The 17,272-nt window shown below is 70.5% G+C and carries 16 protein-coding genes; 7 read left to right on the top strand and 9 right to left on the bottom strand.

Annotated elements, in window-relative coordinates; all coding sequences use genetic code 11:
• Nucleotides 1-2 precede the first annotated feature (2 nt).
• Nucleotides 3-536, top strand: coding sequence for a hypothetical protein (locus Q0C41_RS16445; protein WP_291985347.1), 534 nt, complete (start codon nucleotides 3-5; stop codon nucleotides 534-536).
• A gap of 211 nt (nucleotides 537-747) precedes the next feature.
• Here Q0C41_RS16445 and arsN2 read toward each other — a convergent pair whose 3' ends face one another.
• Nucleotides 748-1,194: an arsenic resistance N-acetyltransferase ArsN2 gene (gene arsN2, locus Q0C41_RS16440; RefSeq protein WP_291985345.1), complete on the bottom strand. Its 447-nt coding sequence runs from the start codon at nucleotides 1,192-1,194 to the stop codon at nucleotides 748-750.
• Nucleotides 1,194-2,006: an arsenite methyltransferase gene (locus tag Q0C41_RS16435; protein ID WP_291985343.1), complete on the bottom strand. Its 813-nt coding sequence runs from the start codon at nucleotides 2,004-2,006 to the stop codon at nucleotides 1,194-1,196. Before Q0C41_RS16435 ends, arsN2 begins: the two co-directional genes overlap by 1 nt.
• A 126-nt stretch (nucleotides 2,007-2,132) precedes the next feature.
• Here Q0C41_RS16435 and Q0C41_RS16430 point away from each other — a divergent pair, with 126 nt between their 5' ends.
• Genes Q0C41_RS16430 through arsA form a run of 3 tightly spaced genes read left to right on the top strand, consistent with a single transcriptional unit; the run spans nucleotide 2,133 to nucleotide 4,722 of the window.
• Nucleotides 2,133-2,552, top strand: coding sequence for a metalloregulator ArsR/SmtB family transcription factor (locus Q0C41_RS16430; protein ID WP_291985341.1), 420 nt, complete (start codon nucleotides 2,133-2,135; stop codon nucleotides 2,550-2,552).
• Complete coding sequence (arsD, locus tag Q0C41_RS16425) at nucleotides 2,549-2,935, top strand: arsenite efflux transporter metallochaperone ArsD (protein ID WP_291985339.1); 387 nt, start codon at nucleotides 2,549-2,551, stop codon at nucleotides 2,933-2,935. Before Q0C41_RS16430 ends, arsD begins: the two co-directional genes overlap by 4 nt.
• Nucleotides 2,935-4,722 (top strand): arsenical pump-driving ATPase, encoded by a 1,788-nt coding sequence (gene arsA / locus Q0C41_RS16420; RefSeq protein WP_291985337.1) that lies wholly within the window; start codon nucleotides 2,935-2,937, stop codon nucleotides 4,720-4,722. The genes arsD and arsA overlap by 1 nt, the downstream gene beginning before the upstream one ends.
• 9 nt (nucleotides 4,723-4,731) lie before the next feature.
• Here the strand turns inward: arsA and Q0C41_RS16415 are convergent, their stop codons facing one another.
• Together Q0C41_RS16415 and Q0C41_RS16410 are read right to left on the bottom strand one after the other, a co-directional pair.
• Complete coding sequence (locus Q0C41_RS16415; RefSeq protein WP_291985334.1) at nucleotides 4,732-5,913, bottom strand: AI-2E family transporter; 1,182 nt, start codon at nucleotides 5,911-5,913, stop codon at nucleotides 4,732-4,734.
• A 46-nt stretch (nucleotides 5,914-5,959) separates the two neighbouring features.
• Nucleotides 5,960-7,066: a P1 family peptidase gene (locus tag Q0C41_RS16410; RefSeq protein WP_291985332.1), complete on the bottom strand. Its 1,107-nt coding sequence runs from the start codon at nucleotides 7,064-7,066 to the stop codon at nucleotides 5,960-5,962.
• Between the two features lie 142 nt (nucleotides 7,067-7,208).
• Here Q0C41_RS16410 and Q0C41_RS16405 point away from each other — a divergent pair, with 142 nt between their 5' ends.
• Nucleotides 7,209-7,961: a response regulator transcription factor gene (locus Q0C41_RS16405; RefSeq protein ID WP_291985330.1), complete on the top strand. Its 753-nt coding sequence runs from the start codon at nucleotides 7,209-7,211 to the stop codon at nucleotides 7,959-7,961.
• Between the two features lie 165 nt (nucleotides 7,962-8,126).
• Here Q0C41_RS16405 and Q0C41_RS16400 read toward each other — a convergent pair whose 3' ends face one another.
• Entirely contained in the window at nucleotides 8,127-9,128 is a 1,002-nt protein-coding gene (locus Q0C41_RS16400) for an inorganic phosphate transporter (RefSeq protein WP_291985327.1), read from the bottom strand.
• A gap of 15 nt (nucleotides 9,129-9,143) precedes the next feature.
• On the bottom strand, nucleotides 9,144-9,764 hold the full coding sequence (locus Q0C41_RS16395) for a DUF47 family protein (RefSeq protein ID WP_291985325.1): 621 nt from the start codon (nucleotides 9,762-9,764) through the stop codon (nucleotides 9,144-9,146).
• A 271-nt stretch (nucleotides 9,765-10,035) separates the two neighbouring features.
• On the opposite strand from Q0C41_RS16395, the gene Q0C41_RS16390 reads away from it, so the two are divergent.
• Entirely contained in the window at nucleotides 10,036-11,301 is a 1,266-nt protein-coding gene (locus Q0C41_RS16390; RefSeq protein WP_291985323.1) for a glucose-1-phosphate adenylyltransferase, read from the top strand.
• Here the strand turns inward: Q0C41_RS16390 and Q0C41_RS16385 are convergent, their stop codons facing one another.
• The gene (locus Q0C41_RS16385) at nucleotides 11,302-13,563 is read right to left on the bottom strand and encodes a bifunctional SulP family inorganic anion transporter/carbonic anhydrase (protein WP_291985321.1); all 2,262 of its coding nucleotides are present in this window, start codon (nucleotides 13,561-13,563) and stop codon (nucleotides 11,302-11,304) included.
• Between the two features lie 74 nt (nucleotides 13,564-13,637).
• On the opposite strand from Q0C41_RS16385, the gene Q0C41_RS16380 reads away from it, so the two are divergent.
• Entirely contained in the window at nucleotides 13,638-15,875 is a 2,238-nt protein-coding gene (locus tag Q0C41_RS16380; RefSeq protein ID WP_291985319.1) for a winged helix-turn-helix domain-containing protein, read from the top strand.
• Nucleotides 15,876-15,885: 10 nt separating this feature from the next.
• On the opposite strand, the gene Q0C41_RS16375 is transcribed toward Q0C41_RS16380, so the two are convergent.
• The gene (locus tag Q0C41_RS16375) at nucleotides 15,886-16,398 is read right to left on the bottom strand and encodes a histidine phosphatase family protein (protein WP_291985317.1); all 513 of its coding nucleotides are present in this window, start codon (nucleotides 16,396-16,398) and stop codon (nucleotides 15,886-15,888) included.
• Nucleotides 16,388-17,272 (bottom strand): CHAD domain-containing protein (locus Q0C41_RS16370; protein WP_291985315.1); only part of this gene is annotated, 885 nt, incomplete at its 5' end. The genes Q0C41_RS16370 and Q0C41_RS16375, both read right to left, overlap by 11 nt.

Below are 17,272 nucleotides of genomic sequence, written 5' to 3'. Positions count from 1 at the left end.
TCGTGCGCACCTCGCCGCGACAGGGCCGCCCGATCCGGGCGGTCCTGCTCCTTCTGGTCGTCCTGCTCTCTCTGGTCGCGCCCGCAGCCTGCAGGCGCCCCGCCCCCGCCCTCACCAACACCTTCGCGTCCCCCGAGGATCTGGCGCGCGAGGTGCTGGCACGCCTGCTCCGCCGTGACCAGGCGGCGCTGGCCGCGCTGGCGCTCACACACGACGAGTTCAAGGCGTTCGTCTGGCCGACGCTGCCAGCCAGCCGACCCGAGACCAACATGCCGCTGTCGTTCGTGTGGGGACGGCTGAAGCAGCAGAGCGACCTCTCGCTGGCCGCGACGGTCGCACGCCACGGCGGGCGGGCCTACGTGCTGCAGCAGGTGCTCTTCGACGGTGAGACGACGGAGTCGGGTGCGCTCCGTGTGCAGCGCGATTCGATCCTGGTGGTACGGACCCCCGAAGGCGCGGTCGAGCGCGTCAAGATCTTCGGGTCGATGCTGTCGATGAACGGCCGCCACAAGGTCTTCAGCTACGTCGTCGACTGAACCCCTGGGGCCTTCGTCCGTCGGCCTTGGGCCTTCGTTCTTCGCCCTTCGCCCTTCCTCATTCCGCATGTCCCGCATCGCGGCATTCGGCATCGCGGGATGAAAAAAGGGCCCCATGCTCCGGGGCCCTCGGTCAACCACGCTGCCCTGAAGATGTCCCAGGTGCAGCGCAAGGTCAGTGTCGCGTGCGTCGGTATCGCGGCCGTGACGGTCAGGGCAATTCGGCGTGACGACTCGTGCGGCGCATGACGAGCGCGCTCGCGGGACACGCCCCCTGGAATTCCGCCGACGTGCGCAGCGCCGCAGGTACGTCGTCCCGGCTCACCGGGGTGAAGCCGAAGCGCGGAAAGAACGCGCCGGCGGTGGTCGTCAGCAGCACGAGGTCGCGGATGCCGCGGGCTTCGGCCTGCGTGATGACGTGCGTGACCAGGCGTGTGCCCAGCCCGCCGCCGGGGGCGATCACGGCGACCGATCGCAGCAGCGCCGCCTCGCCGTGGACCTCGAGACCGGCCACGCCGCACACGCCCTCGGACGACTCGGCGACGACGAAGTCGGCGAGGTGGTCGGCCGCGCCGTCCAGCGGGAGACCGTGGCGCTGGAGCACGGCGGCAATCGCCGGCCAGTCGTGCTCGACGGCAGGCCTGAGGCGTGCAGGCATCAGGCCGCCGCCCCGGGTCTGGTCGCTCGGACGAATCCGCTGAAGAAGCGGCCATCGGCCGCCGTCAGATCACCACACGACTGGCCGGCGTCGCGAAAGTAGGCCTCCGCGTCCGCGGCGGCGTACTCGCGCCACGGTTCGATCTGCACCTGCTCGAAGCCCGCGGCCTCGAGGCCGGCCTGATACTCGTCATCACGCAGGGCGCCGGCGATGCAGCCCACCCACAGTTCCATGTTGCGGCGCACGTCGGCGGGCACCTCGCCGCGCACGAGGACGTCGGACACCGCCAGGCGACCGCCCGGCTTCAGCACACGGAACGCCTCGCGCAGCACCTGCGGCTTGTCGGCGGAGAGGTTGATCACGCAGTTGGAGATGATGACGTCCACCGAGGCATCCGGCAGCGGGATCTGCTCGATCGTGCCCTTCAGGAACTCGACGTTGGCCACCCCGGCGCGACGCTGGTTCTCGCGCGCCAGCGCCAGCATGTCGTCGGTCATGTCCAGGCCATAGGCCTTGCCGGTCGGCCCGACGCGCCGGGCCGACAACAGCACGTCGATGCCGCCGCCAGACCCGAGGTCGAGGACGACCTGCCCGGGCCTGAGATCGACGAGCGCCGTCGGGTTGCCGCAGCCGAGCGACGCCTGGACGGCTTCGGCCGGCAGCGCGCCAATCTCCTCGGGCGAGTACAGCCCGCTCGTGATCGGATCGTCGCACCCGCCGGACCCACAGCACGACGTCTTGCCCTGGCCCGCGGTCACCGAGGCCGCGAAGCTGCCGTACTTCTCCTGCACCACCGCTGTGATGTCGCTCATGGTCGTTCTCCTCGATCCCTCGAGCCGCGGCCCCCCGCGGCTTTCCCTACTGCAAACGCATGATGGACACCGTATCCGCGAAGGCGTATATTTGTCAACGCGAATACAGTTCGCACGAAGAGACGTATGCCACGAGCCCGACGTTCCACCACCGTCACCGACATCGCCACCGTCTGCGCCGCGCTGGCCGACCCGACGCGACTGCGCATCCTCGCCCTGCTGGCCGACGAGGAAGTGTGCGTGTGCCACATCCACGACAGCCTCGAGATTCCGCAGCCGACGGCCTCTCGGCACCTCGCCTACCTGCGGCGCACCGGCCTGGTGGACACGCGGCGCGAGGGGCTGTGGGTGCACTACCGCATCGCCGCCACGCTCGAACCGCACGTGCGCCACGCCGTGGACGCCGTGCTCCACGCCGTGCGGCACTGTCCCGAGCCCGCGGCGGACCATCGTCAACTCGTGCGCACCACTGGGCGGGCGCCCATCGTCAGCCTGCCCCTGGTGGCGGGCTGCTGCGGCGCCCCCACCTCAGGAGACCGTTCATGACTCGCATCGATGTCTTCGACCCACCGTTGTGTTGTTCGTCCGGTGTGTGTGGCCCTTCGGTGGACCCGCAGCTGGCGGCCTTCGCCGCCGACGTCCAGTGGCTGACGACACAGGGCGTCGAGGTGGTACGTCACAACCTCGCCCAGGTGCCCCAGGACTTCGTGACCAACGAGACGGTCCGCACCCTGCTGGCCGACCACGGGGACGGCTGTCTGCCCGTCGTGCTGGTCAATGGCGAGGTACGCCATCAGGGCGCGTATCCGAGGCGGGACGAGTTGGCCCGTGAGAGTGGGCTGGTGGTCGGCGTGTCGCCCACCAAGCCCCGCATCCGAGTCTCCGTGACGGGGACCGGTGGGTGCGCCCCAGGGTCAGGGTGCTGCTGATGGACACGATCGCCGCCCTCGCCGCCAACGCCACGCGCGTGCTGTTCTTCACCGGCAAGGGCGGCGTCGGCAAGACGTCGCTCGCCTGCGCGACCGCCATCGCGCTGGCCGATCAGGGGCGACGTGTGCTGCTGGTCTCGACCGATCCGGCCTCCAACCTCGACGAGGTCCTGGGCGTGCGGCTCGGGTCGCAGCCGACGCCGGTCCCTGGGGTGTCGGGCCTCGACGCGCTCAACATCGATCCGGAAGCCGCCGCGCGCGCCTACCGTGAGCGCGTCGTCGGGCCGTACAGGGCGCTGTTGCCGGCCAGTGCCGTTGCCAGCATCGAGGAGCAGCTGTCTGGCGCGTGCACGGTGGAGATCGCCGCCTTCGACGAGTTCACGTCGATCCTCGCCGGCGCCCGCGACGGCAGCCCGCACGACCACGTGGTCTTCGACACGGCGCCCACGGGCCACACGTTGCGTCTGCTGGCCCTGCCCGCGGCCTGGACGGGCTTCATCGACACCAACACTTCGGGCACCTCCTGTCTCGGGCCGCTGGCCGGCCTGCAAGGCAAGGTGCAGACCTACCGCGAGAGCCTCGATGCCCTGCGCGATGGCGCGGTCACGACGGTGGTGCTGGTGACGCGGCCCGAGCGGGGACCACTCGCGGAGGCGGGCCGGACGAGTGAGGAACTGACGGCGCTCGGCATCACGCACCAACGCCTCATCGTCAATGGCCTCTTCCACGCGAGCGGTGTCGACGACCCGCTGGCGACCGCGCTTGCCGAGCGTGGACGCCTGGCCCTCGACACGCTGCCCGCCGCGTTGCAGGTGCAGCCGCGCCTCGACGTCCCGCTGCGCGCGTGGGCGCCGATGGGTGTCGACCGCCTGCGCTCCCTCGGCCAGGTCGGCGACGACCAGGTCCTGCCGCGCCACGATGCGGTCCCGGCGCCAGGCGCACCGCTCTCCGCCCTGATTGACGAGTGCGCGGCGACAGGGCGTGGCGTGATCCTCACCATGGGCAAGGGCGGCGTCGGCAAGACCACGATCGCCGCGGCCATCGCCGTCGATCTCGCCTCCCGCGGCCACGACGTGCTGCTCAGCACGACCGACCCCGCAGCCCATCTCGGGGCCACGCTCGAAGGCCGCGTGCCGCGATTGCGTGTGACCCGGATCGATCCCGTCGAGGAGACGCGCGCCTACACGGCGGAGGTGATGGCCAGCGCGTCACCCGATCTCGACGACGCGGGCCGCGCGCTGCTCGAGGAAGACCTGCGATCGCCGTGTACGGAGGAGATCGCGGTGTTCCGGGCGTTTGCCCGCACGGTCGACGAGGGCGCCGCGGGCTTCGTGGTGCTCGACACCGCGCCGACCGGGCACACGCTGCTGCTGCTCGATGCCGCGCAGGCCTACCACCGGGAAGTGTCGCGCACCGGGGGGGCCGTGCCGGACGCCGTGCGTGCCCTGCTGCCGCGTCTGCGCGACGCGACGTACACGAAGGTGGTGCTGGTGACGCTGCCCGAAGCCACACCGGTCCACGAAGCGGCGCATCTGCAGGCCGACCTCGTGCGGGCGGGCATCACGCCCTGGGCGTGGGTGGTGAACCAGAGCGTGGCCGCTGCGGCGGGCGTGACCGACCCGCTGCTGCGTGATCGGGCCGCCCGCGAGCAACCCTTCATCGACGAGGTCCTGGCCCGTCATGCGACGCGCGTCGCGCAAGTCCCCGTGCTGCCGGACGCGCCGATCGGCCGCGAGAAGCTGCTGGCGCTGGCGCAAGGGGCGCGGGCGCCCATGCCGGTCGGCTGACCGGCGGACCTACGGCATCTCGATGTCGAGGTCGTGGTCCTGCACGCGCGCGGGGTCGGGGGGCACCTCGTTCACCCGAACGGTCTCCTCGAGCCGCTCCGGGGGCGGCAGGTTGTCGGCAAAGGCCAGCCCGAACAGTTCCCACGACGTCTGGAACAGCGCGGCGATGATCGGCCCGATGATGAAGCCGATGGCGCCGAAGACGAAGATGCCGCCCAGTGTCGAGAACAGGATCATCAGGTCGTGCATCTCGGTGTCGCGCCCGACCAGGCGCGGGCGCAGCACGTTGTCGATCGATCCCACCACGAGGCCGCAGAACAGCGCCAGGCCGACCGCCTTGACCCAGTAGCCCATCAGGCCGAGGACGATGCACGCGGGCACCCACACGATGGCGCCACCGAGCATCGGGATCACCGACAGGACGACCATGATGGCGCCCCAGAACACGGCGTGGTCGACGCCTGCGACCCAGAACCCGATGCCGGCCAGCGTGCCCTGGGCCACGCCGATGACCAGCGTGCCCTTCAGGGTCGCCCGGGTCACGGACACGAACTTGTCGAGCAGCAGGTCGCGCTCGCCTTCCCGCAACGGCAGGAAACGGCGCAGCGCGTGCAGGATCTCCGGCCCGTCCAGCAGGAAGAAGAACACCGTGTACGCGAGGATGAACAGGTTGAAGACGGCCTGTACCGTGCCCACGGTGGTGTTGGACAGCGACGAGACGATGACGCCGCCGAGGCCACTGACCCACTCGCCCGCCTTCTGGAGCAACTGCTCGCGATAGGGCTCGAGGTAGTTGGCAAACGGCAGGCGCTCGAGCAGGGGCGCCAGCGAGGTCGGCTGCGCCGACACCCGCGCGACCCAGGGACGCGCGCTCTCGCTCAGGCGGATGGCCTCGACGGTGACCATGTACGCCACGGCGGCCAGCGGCGCCGCCAGCGCCACGAACCCGACGAGCAGCGTGGCCAGCGCCGCCAGCGGCCGCCGCCCGCGGAACGCGTCGACGAGGCGCACGAACAGCGGATACCCGAGGCCCGCGAAGATCGCCGCGAGCAGGATCGTCATCAGGAAGCTGCGAATCAGCCCCAGGAACAGGACCGAGATCGCCAGCACGAAGACCAGCAGGAAGACGCGGCGGAAGCGGTTCTCGCGGAACGGGAGCGGCTGCCCCAGGCTGTCGGACACGATCGGCACGGTCCGACCATGCTACCAGTGGGCCGGCGCGATCGATACCGGCCCGTCAGCGCAGATCGCGCATCGCGGGCCACCCGTCGAGTCCGGTGGCCTGCTCCACCCCGCGACGGATCGCCTGGGCCGCCGCCTCGGCCGCAGCGGCGCCGAGCGCGGTCAGCGAGACGGACGGCGTGATGCGCGCGGTCGACAGCGTGATGACCTGATCGCCGTCGCCGTTGGTGTGGTACGGGTTGATGGCGCGGGCCGGCCCGGTGTTGGCCATCATCGCCAGCTTGGTCAGGCTGGTCTTGTCGAGCGCGACGTTGGTCGCGATCACGGTCAGCGTGGTGGCGCGAAACGGCTGGTCGTCGAGGCGCCGATCGGCGCGCGGGCGCGTGGTGTCGAGGTCACGCTGCAGCTGAGCCGCACTGTCGATGAAGGTGCGGCCATCCGCCCCGCGCGCGCCCGCCACGATGCGTCCAGTCTTCGCGTCCAGGATGTCACCCGCGGCATTGACGACGCAGAGCGCCGCCACCACCACGTCGCCCGATCGGATGGCCACGGTGCCGACGCCGCCCTTCATCCCGCCGAACCCGCGCGATCGGAACATCTTCCCCACCGTCGCGCCGGCGCCGACCCCGACGCTCCCTTCGGCCACGGGGCGCGTGCTGGCGGTCTCGCAGGCGCGGATGGCCAGCGCGGCGTCTGGCCGGATGCGGCCGTCGCCGAGCCCGAGATCGTCGATCACGGCACCGACCACGATGGGGATGCGCACGTTCGGGATGCCCCAGTCGTAGCCGACGTTGTTGGCCTCCAGATGCCGGACCACGCCCGCCACGGCCTCGAGACCCATCGGCCCGCCGCCGGTGAGCAGGAGGCCATGGATGTGCTCGAGCGGGCTCACGGGCTGCAGCATCACCCCGAGCATCTCGCCCGGGGCCGACCCGTCGTAGTCCACGCCCGCGGTCACCGGGCCGTCGAACAGGATGGCGGTACAGCCCGTGGGCCGACGCGGATCGACGGCGTGGCCGACGCGGATGCCCGGGACGTCGGTCAGGGACCCGGCCGAGGGCGTGACGGCGGCGCGGCTGGCCGCGGCGGCCGACCACGGCGCGAGCGCCGCACCGGCGAGGATCGACGAGCACTGCCTGGCGAAGTGACGACGACTGGCCATGGCGATGCACTATACGCCGGCCCGTCCCGTAATCCAGATTTAACGCATGCGTCACGACGGGGAAACCACGGGTGCGTAACGTAACCGTGACCGCTGTCACCACCGGCAGGGTCTCGGTCCACGACTCCACAGGGAGCACTGCGTGACGCTGGCTCAACCGCACGGCACCACCCACTCGTCCTGGCCCGCCCAGGCCGCCTCCATCACACGCATCCTCGTCGTCGAGGACGAGCACGACATCGCCGGGCTCATCAAGCACACGCTCGAACGGGAGCCGGACACGCAGGTCGAAACCGTCGGCAGCGGCGACGCGGCCCTCAAGGCGGTGGTGGCCCAGGCCCCGCACCTGATCATCCTCGACCTCAACCTGCCCGTGCTGTCCGGCTTCGAGGTGTGTCGCATCCTCCGTGCCCGACCCGCGACCAAGCACGTGCCGATCATCATGCTGACGGCGCGGGCGACGGAGATCGATCGGGTCTCGGGCCTGGACCTCGGCGCCGACGACTACGTGACCAAGCCGTTCAGCCTGCGGGAACTGGCCGCGCGCGTGCGCGCCGTGCTGCGCCGGCCGCACATGATGCCGGAGGACGAGGCGCCGAGCCGCGTCTATCGGGGCAAGGTGCTGACGGCCGACTTCGAGGCGGTGGCCATCGAGGTGGAGGGGCAGCCGGTGCGACTGACCCGCCGCGAGTTCGAGTTGCTGCAGTGCCTGGTGGAGAACCGGAATCGCGTACTGTCACGTGACCGGTTGCTCGAGCGCGTGTGGGGCTACGACCGGCAGATCGAAACGCGGTCGGTGGACGTGCACGTCGGTCGCCTGCGCGCCAAGCTCGGGAGCGCCGGCGAACAGATCGAGACCGTGGTCGGACTCGGGTACAAGTTCGTGGAAGCCTGAGGAAGGCTCAGGGCTCAAGGCTCAGGGCTCAACACGCACGGCCCTCGCCTCTGGGCTCAGGGCCCGTTCGAAGGCCGAAGGGGAAAGGTCGAAGGGGAAAGGCCGAAGGGGAAAGGCCGAAGGCCCAAGGCCCAAGGCCGAGGGCCAGGCCCGCACGCGCCGGCGCTACTTGGCGCCGGCGAGCGACAGCAGGAAGTACGTGCTCGCCCCGACGAATGCCGCGGCGGGGATGGTGAGTACCCAGGCCCACACGATGCGCCCGGCCACGCCCCAGCGCACGGCCGACAGTCGGCGCGTGGCGCCGACGCCGACGATCGAGCCCGTGATGGTGTGCGTGGTGCTGATGCCCACGCCCATCAGGGTGGCGACGAGGATGGCCACCGCCGCCCCGGTCTCGGCGGCGAATCCCCCGACTGGCGCCAGCTTGGTGATCTTGGTGCCCATCGTGCGCACGATGCGCCAGCCGCCCGACAGCGTGCCGAGCCCAATCGCCGCGTGCGCCGCCAGTACGACCCAGAACGGCACGTCGAAGGTCGTGAGGTAGCCGGCCGTGAACAGCACGCCGGTGATGATGCCCATGGTCTTCTGCGCATCGTTGGCGCCGTGCATCAGGCTGAAGAGCGCCGCCGACAGCAGTTGCAGGCGCCTGAACAGCATGTCGACGCGTGCCGGCGCGGTCTTGCGGAACAGCCAGAACGTCGCCGTCATCATCGCGAGCCCGACGCCGAGGCCGATCAGCGGCGCGACGACGATGAACACGAGCGTCTTGGTCCATCCGGACCAGAGGATGGCCGGCAGGCCGGCCTTGGCCACCGCCGCACCGCCGTACCCACCGAACAGCGCGTGGGACGAACTGGTCGGCAGGCCGTAGTACCAGGTGATCAGATTCCACACGATGGCGCCGGTGAGCCCGGCGCCGATCACCGCGAACGTGACGATGTTGAGGTCCACCATGCCGGCGCCGACGGTCTTGGCCACCGCGGTGCCGAAGGCGAACGCCGCCACGAAGTTGAAGAACGCGGCCCAGACGACGGCCTGCCCGGGCGTCAGCACGCGGGTGGAGACCACGGTGGCGATGGAGTTCGCCGCATCGTGGAACCCGTTGATGTAATCGAACGCCAGGGCGAGCAGGATCAGGACGATGACGACCAGCAGCGATGCATCCATGAGGTCAGGTCGAGCCTAGGCGTACTTGACCACGACGCCCTCGATCTCGTTGGCCACGTCCTCACACTCATCGGTGGCGCGCTCGAGCAGGTCGAGGATTTCCTTCCACTTCATCACCTCGATGGCGTTCTGCTCCTCGGAGAACAGGCGGCCGATCGCTTCGCGGTGAATCTGGTCGGCCTCGTTCTCGAGGCGATTGATCTCGACCACGTGCTCCTCGAGTCCCTGACGCCGTTCGAGCTTCTGCGTGGCGAGCAGGATCTGCTGCGCGCATTGCTGGATGACCACGGCGAGTTCGCGGGCGCCGTACCTGAGCGTCTGGACACGGTACAGACGCACGCAGCCGCCGGCCGCGTCCATCATGTCCATCACGTTGTCCAGGTAGAGGATCAGGGTGTGGATGTCTTCGCGATCGAGCGGGGTGACGAACGTCTTGTTGAGGCGGTGCAGCGCGTCGTGCGCGACCTGGTCACACTGGTGTTCGAGCGCCTTCAGTTCGTCGGCAGCGGCCCAGCGGGGGCTGTCTCCGGACAACATGTCGACGAGGACGTCCGAGGCCTTGCGGATCTCCTGCGCAAGCAGGATGAAATCGTCGAAGAAGCGACCATCTTTCGGGATCAGGCTGAATCGAGCCACACTACTCTCCTGGACTGGCCGACGGCCGTCGTCCGTGTTGCGCACGATCCTGGGTGCTGGGGCCAACCGTGGGAGGCAGACGCATGGACGAGGACCGTCGCGCAGGGCCTTCGCGCCGAGCGAAGGGACCGACATCATATCCCTGAGGTGGAGGGGGTCCCTGTAAATTCCACGTAAACAAACGCGCCTGTGCCCCCCTGCCCGCCTGCCCCCCGTGGCCCGTCCGCACCGGCTTGCCTTCCACGGGACACGGAACTAAGGTGAGGGCACCATGCATTCTGTGCTGACCCTGATTCTGGGTGGTGGCCGCGGGAACCGCCTCTTCCCGCTCACATGGACGCGTTCCAAGCCCGCCGTGCCGATCGGCGGCAAGTACCGCCTCATCGACGTGCCGGTCAGCAACTGCCTGCACGCCAACCTGCGCCGCATCTTCGTGCTGACGCAGTTCAACTCCGCCTCGCTCAATCGCCACGTCGCCCAGAGCTACCGGCTCGATCACTTCTCGCAGGGCTTCGTCGACATCCTGGCCGCCGAGCAGACCCCGGACAGCACGTCGTGGTTCCAGGGCACGGCCGATGCCGTGCGACAGGCCTGGCGCCACTTCCACTCGATGCAGGCCGACCACATCCTGATCCTGGCCGGCGACCACCTGTATCGGATGAATCTCGGCGAGCTGATCACCGATCACATCGAGCAGGACGCCGACGTCACGATCGCCGCGCAACCCTGTGACCCCGAGACCTCGACGCAGATGGGGATCTTTCTCTTCGATGGCAGCGGGCAGATCTCGGGGTTCGAGGAGAAGCCGAATCTCGAACGTCTGGGGCAAATCGGGCAGAGCGTGCCGAAGGACAGCCGCGTGGCGTCGTGGATCTCCCCCCAACGCCCCTTCATCGCGTCGATGGGCATCTACGTCTTCTCCAAGCAGGTCCTGCTCGACGCCCTCGAGCAATATGCCGACGCGGTGGACTTCGGCAAGGAGATCATCCCGTCGGTCATCCAGACCCACCGCGTCCGGGCCTTCCTCTATCGCGGGTACTGGGAGGACGTCGGCACCATCGGGTCGTTCTTCGAGGCCAACCTGAAGCTCACCGACCCGACGCCGGCGTTCACGTTTCACGATCAGGCCGCCCCGGTCTACACGCGGCCGCGCTTCCTCGCCGGCTCGACGTTGCAGGGATGCACGATCACGCGGGCCATGGTCGCCGAGGGCTGTGCGCTGGACTCCTGCCACGTCGACCGCGCCGTGGTCGGCATCCGCACGCAGGTGCGTCCGGGCGCACGGATCACCAACTCGGTCCTGCTCGGCGCCGACTACTACAGCCGCGACCAGGACGAGTCGAGCGTGCCGCTGGGCATCGGGCGCGACGTCGTGCTGGACCGGGTGATCGTCGACAAGAATGCCCGCGTCGGCGATGGCGCGCGCCTGGTCAACAGCGCCGGGGTCCAGGAAGCGGATGGCAACGGGTACTTCATCCGCGAAGGCATCATCATCGTCCCCAAGGGGGCCACGGTCGCCCCCGGCACGATCGTCTAGCTACGCGGGCCTGCGGACGGGCGGCTCGAGCGTCTGCGCCTCGGCGCCGGCATCCACGAACTGCCCCGCCGCGTGATCCCACACGGTGACCTTCGCCCGCTTGAGGTCGAAGAACCAGCCGTAGAGTCGCAGGGACCCGTCGGCGACGGCGCGCTGCACCGACGGATAGGTCTGCAGTCGCTCGACCTGCTCGACGACGTTGGTGCGAGCCAGCGAGTTGTGGGGCGACGTCGACTGCGGGTGGGCCGGGGCGGCCTCATGGCGCCGCAACGCCGACGTCCCGTGGGCCAGCCAGCGCCCGAGGGAGCCACCCAGGGCGTCGTGGTCGCCCAGCAACGCCTTCATCGCCCCGCACTCGGAGTGTCCGCAGACCACGATGCTGTGGACGTTCAGGACGTCCACGGCGAACTCGATGGCCGAGCCGACCGAGTCGTCGGCACCGGGATCGCCCGTCCAGGCCGGCACGATGTTGCCGATGTTGCGCAGGACGAAGATGTCGCCCGGATCCGCGTTGACGAGGTCGGCCGGGACGATGCGCGAATCGGCGCAGGTGATGAACAGGGCCTGCGGCGTCTGTCCGACGTCGGCGAGATGGCTCAGCAGCGGCTTGACGTCGCGCGACGTCGTGGCATTGAAGGCCGCGGCACCCTGCAGCAGCGGCTCGGTGGTCAGCGCCGTGGTGGCCATCGACGTCTTCGCGCGGCTGCGCCGACGCAGCGCGCCCAGCAGCCCATCGATGCGCGACTTGGCGAAGTGCGGCGTGCCCTTGGCCGCGTTGGCATACCAGGCCTCGTGCAGTTCGTCGATGTCCACCGTGCCGCCGAGTCGTTCATGGCTGACCCGCCAGTCGTGCAGGGCCTCGAACGCCGCGTGGTCCATGAAGTCGACCATCAGGTCGACGTCGACCTGCGTGCCCGGCGGAATGGCCTGCAGCGCCGCCGAGAGCTGCGGGATGCCGACGAAGGTCATCGAGCCGCCGATGCGCACGTGGTACTTGCCCTCGGTGCCCTCGACCTGCACGTTGGTGTACGAGAGCCGACGCAGCAGCAGCAGCACGGCGAGTGCCAGCCCGAGGCCGATCCCGGGCAGCAGGCCCAGCACGATGACGCCCCCGACGGTCACGAAGTACACCAGCGCCTCGCCGAAGGTGAGCAGCCGGCGAATGTGGTGGGCGTTGACGAGCCGGATGCCGACGTGCACGAGCAGGCCCGCCAGGACGCACAGCGGGATGAGCTCGATGCCCCAGCCGAGGAACAGCACGAACAGCAGGATCCAGATGCTGTGCAGGATGGCGGAGAGCTGCGTCTGCCCGCCCGCCTGGATGTTGGCCGACGACCGGACGATGACGCCGGTGACCGGCAGCCCGCCGAGCAGGCCCGACACGGTGTTGGCGAGGCCCTGCCCCACCAGTTCGCGATCGAGATTGGCGCGGGGCCCCGTGTGCAGCTTGTCGGTGGCCACCGCGCACAACAGCGATTCCACGCTCGCGACCGCGGCGATCGTGATGCCGCCCACCAGCACCGCGACCAGCAGGTCCGCCCCCGGCCACACCGCAAACTGAAATCCGGCCCCAAACCCGCCCTGAAGATTGATACGCTCGACATCGAGGCCCAGCAGGACGGACGCGCCGGTGGCCGTCATGACGGCCACCAGCGAGGCCGGCACCGCCGACAGCGGGCGCGGCACCCACTGCCAGGCCAGCAGCAGGGCGATGGTGGCCAGACCGAGGAACGCGGCGGGCGCGTGCAAGTCGCCCAGCTGCGCCGGCAGGGCCAGCAGGTTCTTGAGGGCCTGACTTTCGGGGGCCCCGCCGAGGATGATGTGCAACTGTGCCAGCGCGATGGTGATGCCGATACCGGCCAGCATGCCGTGCACGACGGCCGGCGACACCGCGAGGCACAAGCGCGCAATCCGCGACAGACCAAGGACGATCTGGATGAGTCCCCCGATCACCACCGCTGCCGCGACGAGGCGCCAGTCGCCGAATTGCTCGACCAGGCCGAAGACGATGGCCGTCAGGCCTGCGGCCGGTCCGGTGACCTGCAACGGAGCGCCGGCGATGAGTCCGGTCACGATGCCGCCGACGATGCCGGCGATGAGGCCGGCCATGATCGGCGCCCCGGACGCCAGGGCGATCCCGAGCGAGAGAGGGATGGCGATCAGGAACACCACGAGGGACGCGAGCACGTCCTGGCGCGGCGCCGAGAAGAGCCCCGGGCGAGCCGCCTGGGGAAAGGCGGGGGGAACGGTGGGGTTCGGCATGAAGGTCCTACTATGAAACCCGTCCGCCCTCGAATCGGTGACGGAAGTGATCGGATTGATGTGATGTTTCAATGATGAACGAGGAAGTCCTTTCTTTTCAGTTCGATGACGTCATCATCGACCTCAGGGCCGGACGCGTCCTGAAGGCCGGTACGCCTGTCGCGCTGGAGCCGAAGGCCTACGATCTGCTGGTCCTCCTGGCCTCGCGGAGTGGCGCGCTGGTCACCCGACAGGAGGTCCTCGACCGTGTCTGGGCCGGCGTCTACGTCACCGACAACGCCGTCGCCAGGGTCATCGCCCAGGTCCGCCGCGTGCTCGGCGACTCGGCCCGCGACTCCCGCTACATCGAGACCGTGCCGACGCGCGGCTATCGTCTGATCGTGCCGGTGACCCGGCAGACGGGCCCTGCCGACGCCGCCGAGTCGCCTCAGGGCCGCCCCTCCCCTGCGCCCACGCCGACCGACCCGCTCGCCGAGGCCGTGCCGATGATCGAGCGCGTGCGGCTCGACCCGACGGCCGAGACGCCCGTGCCCGCCGCCACCGCCCACCCCTTCTGGGCGGCCGGGCTCGCCGCGCTGGCCCTGGTGTCCATCTTCCTGGCGTGGCGATCCCAGGCCACCTCACCCAGGCCCGCCGCCGCGCCGGTCGTCGGTGTGCGCACCCAGGTGACCTCGTCACCGGCGCTCGACGCCTTCCCCGCGTGGTCGCCGGACGGGCGGGCCATCGCCTATGCCAGTGATCGCGGGGGCCGCTTCGAGATCTTCGTGCGCGACCTGGCCGCCGGCGGCGACCGCCTGGCGCTGACCAGTGACGGGCAGCACAACGTGCATCCGGCCTGGTCGCCGGATGGGTCACGCCTGGCCTACCATTCGTCCGGCCGCGGCGGCATCTGGGTGATGGCGCGATCGGGCGGCCCGCCGACCCAGATCAGCCGCTTCGGGTCGCGTCCCGCGTGGTCGCCCGATGGCACCCGCATCGCCTTCCAGGGCGCGCCGTACACGGAGCCGAGCGCCACCGCGTTCGAGACCTTCGGCCCCTCGAGTCTGTGGGTCGTCGAGGCCGGTGGCGGCACGCCGCGCCGGGCCACGCAGGGCTGGCGCCCCGAAGGCAGTCACGTCAGGCCGACGTGGTTCCCGGACGGACGCCGGCTGTTCTTTGCGAGCCAGCGCCTCGACACGACGGTCTTCTGGAGCGTCGACCTGGACAGCGGCGCGCTGACGCAGGTGCTGGACGCCGGCGCGCGCGCCCTCGACGCGGTGATGGCGCCCGATGGCCGCGCCGTCTACTACGTGCGGATGGACGACCACTTCGACTTGTGGACGTTGCCCCTGACGTCTCGCGGGGCGGCGGCAGGCGCGCCGCAACTGCTCCTGCCACCGAGCGAACTCGACGTGCGCCACGTGGCCGTCCACCCGAGGGGCGACCAGGTGGCCTACGTCGCGATGGCGACGCTCGGCGGCCTGCGCAGCCTGCCCCTGCACCGCGATGGTGTGCCGTCTGGTCCGTCGATCAGCGTCGCGGCCGATGCCGTGCGCAGTGCCCGGCGCCCGTCGTTCAGCCCCGACGGCGCACGAGTGGCCTTCGAGCGGCAGACGGCGGGGGCTCCGCCGAGCGTCTGGCTGCTCGACCTCGCACGCGGCAGCCTGTCCTCCCTGCTCAAGGGGCCACTGGACGCACGCGACCCGGCCTGGAGTCGTGACGGCCAGCACGTGTACTTCGAAACGGGCGAGGGCGAAGCCGTCGCCCTTCGCGCGCTGCGGATCGCCGATGGCCAGGTCGAGGACGTCGCGCGCCTGGTCGATGGCGACCACACGCTGCTGCGCCCGCGCGTCTCTCCGGATCGGACCCGTTTGGCCTACACGCGCTCCGCGGAAGGACAGCTCGAGGTCTGGGTGCGGACGATCGCCGGTGGCCAGGACACCCGCGTCGCACGCCTCGGTGACGGCGCGGCGTTCCCCACCTGGTCGCCCGACGGGCGGCAGCTGGCCCTCGACGTCTGGAAGGATGGACACGCGCAGGTGTACGTGGCCGACCTGGCCAGCGGCACCCTGGCGCAGGTCTCTCGTGACGTCGACCAGGCCTGGGTCCGGAGCTGGTCGCCCGATGGCACCCGGCTCGCGTTCGCCGGCGCCCGCGATGGACGCTGGAATGTGTGGTCGGTCGCGCGCGACGGCGCAGACCTCCGGCAGTTGACGACGTATGGCGAACAGCACAACTACGTGCGCAATCCCGAGTGGTCGCCGCAGGGCGACCGCCTCGTCTACGAGTTCGCCAGCTTCTCGGGCAACGTCTGGACGGTGAGCGTGCGCTGACGCGCGCGCCTCACGGCGTCCCCGCGAGGTCGCGCAGGATGCGCGGCGTCACGAACCAGTCGAGGCGCGCCGGCCCGCGCGTCCCGAGCCCCTGACTGGTGAGGCGCATGGCCGCGCCCTTGCGGAACTCGAGCGGCCCCTGCAAGTGCAACAGCAGGGCGGCCAGTTCCGCCAGCATGGGTTCATGGCCGACCAGTACCACGGTGCCCGTCGGCGCCAGCGCCCGCAGCGCCGTCACCGTGGCGCCTGGCCGCGTGTCGGGTCGCAACGCCGGGAACAACTGGACCCGGGGCGACGGCGACATCGCCTTGCCGAGGATCTCGGCCGTCTGAAACGCCCGCGTCAGTGGGCTGGACAGCAGCAAGTCGGCCGACGGCGCGAGGCGCGCCAGCCCGCGCGCCGACCGCTTCCACTTGCGCACGCCCTCACGACTCAACGGCCGCTCTGCATCGTCGGGCCAGGCCGCGCCGCGGTCCTCCGCGATCGCGTGACGTACCAGCAGGAGGGCGAACTCAGCGGGCATGGTGCGCCTTCCGGCTCCGAGGGGGCGCGGGCGGCCGCACCCTCGGCACGAGCACGGCGAGGGTCGTGTCGATGACGCGCAGCAGGGCCTGACGCGAGCGGAGGTAGCGGCCGTGCAGGGCCTGCGACTCGCGCTCCAGTTCGGCAATCGCCGCGGCGGCCGCGTGTTGCAGCGCCTCGCCCGGCGCGGCGCCAGGCACCGCCTGCAGCCGGGTCAGCAGCACGTCGAGATCGTGCAGGTGCCCGAGCGCGTCCTGCGCCTGCTTCAGCGTGCGCAAGGGGACGACCAGCCGCGCCAGCCCGGCTTCCGCGGTGATCTCGAGCGCGTAGCGGAGCTGCTTGGCGGCAATCCGCACCTCGTGCAGGGGCCCGGGCTGGTAGCGGATGCCGGTCCGCACGATGTGCGCGCGCAGGGTGCCGGCACGATCGGCGAGGCGGCGCGCCAGCGCGTCACGCCAGGTCTGATCGTCGGACGCCGCCCGCACCGCCGCGAAGCGCTCGAGGTCGCGGACCAGGGTGCGGCGACGGTCGGCGGACAGGGCCGTGCGAAGCGCCCGGACGGGCTCGCGGCGCTGCCCGTCGAGATGTCGTTGCCAGGCGGTCCGCAGGCGCTGCGCGTCCGGCGTCTCGAGCGGCAGCGCCGCGACCATGCCCAGGGCGACGTCGAGTTCGCGGACGGGGCCGAGTGCCCGGGTCATGTCACGCAGGGCCCGGCGCAGCGGCTTGAGCGTGATGTCGTCCAGCCCCCGGCCCAGCACCGGGACCACTTCCCGGAGGCGTCGGGAGGCCACGCGCGCCTGATGGACGGCCTCGACCGTGCCCTCGCGGGCGGGCCCGGCGTGCACGCGCAGGGCCTCGAGGCGGCGCTCGACTAG

This window comes from Luteitalea sp., from assembly GCF_022842525.1.
In the GTDB taxonomy this organism is placed as follows: domain Bacteria; phylum Acidobacteriota; class Vicinamibacteria; order Vicinamibacterales; family Vicinamibacteraceae; genus Luteitalea.
Note: the sequence above shows the minus strand (reverse complement) of the source record. Positions and strands in the feature narration are given on the sequence as shown.

Bases quoted from the DNA above. Each gene is read 5' to 3' on its own strand.
- arsN2 (WP_291985345.1), bottom strand. From the start codon at position 1,194: ATGCCTGCACGCCTCAGGCCTGCCGTCGAGCACGACTGGCCGGCGATT.
- Q0C41_RS16435 (WP_291985343.1), bottom strand. From the start codon at position 2,006: ATGAGCGACATCACAGCGGTGGTGCAGGAGAAGTACGGCAGCTTCGCG.
- Q0C41_RS16430 (WP_291985341.1), top strand. From the start codon at position 2,133: ATGCCACGAGCCCGACGTTCCACCACCGTCACCGACATCGCCACCGTC.
- arsD (WP_291985339.1), top strand. From the start codon at position 2,549: ATGACTCGCATCGATGTCTTCGACCCACCGTTGTGTTGTTCGTCCGGT.
- arsA (WP_291985337.1), top strand. From the start codon at position 2,935: ATGGACACGATCGCCGCCCTCGCCGCCAACGCCACGCGCGTGCTGTTC.
- Q0C41_RS16410 (WP_291985332.1), bottom strand. From the start codon at position 7,066: ATGGCCAGTCGTCGTCACTTCGCCAGGCAGTGCTCGTCGATCCTCGCC.
- Q0C41_RS16400 (WP_291985327.1), bottom strand. From the start codon at position 9,128: ATGGATGCATCGCTGCTGGTCGTCATCGTCCTGATCCTGCTCGCCCTG.
- Q0C41_RS16390 (WP_291985323.1), top strand. From the start codon at position 10,036: ATGCATTCTGTGCTGACCCTGATTCTGGGTGGTGGCCGCGGGAACCGC.
- Q0C41_RS16385 (WP_291985321.1), bottom strand. From the start codon at position 13,563: ATGCCGAACCCCACCGTTCCCCCCGCCTTTCCCCAGGCGGCTCGCCCG.
- Q0C41_RS16380 (WP_291985319.1), top strand. From the start codon at position 13,638: ATGAACGAGGAAGTCCTTTCTTTTCAGTTCGATGACGTCATCATCGAC.
- Q0C41_RS16375 (WP_291985317.1), bottom strand. From the start codon at position 16,398: ATGCCCGCTGAGTTCGCCCTCCTGCTGGTACGTCACGCGATCGCGGAG.